The 1,159-nt window shown below is 68.2% G+C and carries 2 protein-coding genes; both read left to right on the forward strand.

Features of this window, described 5'->3' with window-relative positions; translation table 11 throughout:
• A partial coding sequence (locus TW83_RS11945; protein WP_045983005.1) for a sugar nucleotide-binding protein occupies window positions 1-537 on the forward strand: 537 nt, incomplete at its 5' end.
• The coding region (locus TW83_RS11950; RefSeq protein ID WP_045983006.1) for a sugar phosphate nucleotidyltransferase at window positions 534-1,159 on the forward strand (626 nt) is incomplete at its 3' end. The genes TW83_RS11945 and TW83_RS11950, both read left to right, overlap by 4 nt.

Genomic DNA, 1,159 nt, shown 5'->3' on the forward strand with positions numbered 1-1,159 from the left:
CCGCGGGCCGAGGATGCCCCGACCGCGCCCTTGGGCGTCTATGGCGCGACCAAGCTGGCCGGAGAGCAGGGCGTGGCCGCCGCGGGCGGAGCCTGGGCCGTGATGCGGACCTCCTGGGTGTTCTCCGCCCACGGTGCGAATTTCGTCAAGACGATGCTGCGCCTTGGCGCGGAACGCGACCGCCTGACCGTGGTGGCCGACCAGATCGGTGGGCCGACGCCTGCCGCCGACATCGCGGCCGCCTGCCTGCGGATGATCCGCGTGATGCGCGACAGGCCCGACACCACGGGCGGGATCTATCACTTCGCAGGCACGCCCGACGCCTCCTGGGCCGATTTCGCGCGCCAGATCATGGCGCAGGCGGGCTTGGCTGCGCAGGTGGCGGACATCCCGTCATCCGACTATCCGACGCCCGCCGCGCGCCCGTTGAATTCGCGGCTGGATTGCGGACGCATCGCGCGGGATTTCGGGATCGCGCGTCCCGACTGGCGGGCCGGGCTGGCCCGCGTTCTGGATCAACTGAAGGACAAGGCATGACACAGCGCAAGGGCATCATTCTGGCCGGCGGATCGGGCACCCGGCTGTATCCGATCACCATGGGCGTGTCCAAGCAGCTGCTGCCGCTTTACGACAAGCCGATGATCTTCTATCCGATCAGCGTCCTGATGCTGGCCGGCATCCGCGAGATCGCGATCATCACCACCCCCGAGGATCAGGACCAGTTCCGCCGCCTGCTGGACGACGGCAGCCAGTGGGGAATCAGCTTCACCTATATCGTGCAGCCCAGCCCCGACGGGCTGGCGCAGGCCTATATCCTGGCCGAGGATTTCCTGGCGGGCGCACCGTCCGCGATGGTGCTGGGCGACAACATCTTCTTCGGGCACGGTCTGCCGGAGCTGCTGGCATCCGCAGATGCGCGCGACGGGGGCGGCACGGTCTTCGGCTATCGCGTTTCGGACCCGGAACGCTATGGCGTCGTCGATTTCGACGACCGGATGCGGGCCCGTGCCATCGTCGAAAAGCCCCCCGTGCCGCCGTCGGATTATGCCGTCACGGGCCTCTATTTCCTGGACGGCACCGCGCCGGAACGGGCCCGCGCCGTCCAGCCCTCCGATCGCGGAGAGCTGGAGATCACGACCCTTCTGGAAAGCTATCTGCA

Source organism: Paracoccus sp. S4493, assembly GCF_000967735.1.
Classification (GTDB): domain Bacteria; phylum Pseudomonadota; class Alphaproteobacteria; order Rhodobacterales; family Rhodobacteraceae; genus Paracoccus; species Paracoccus marcusii.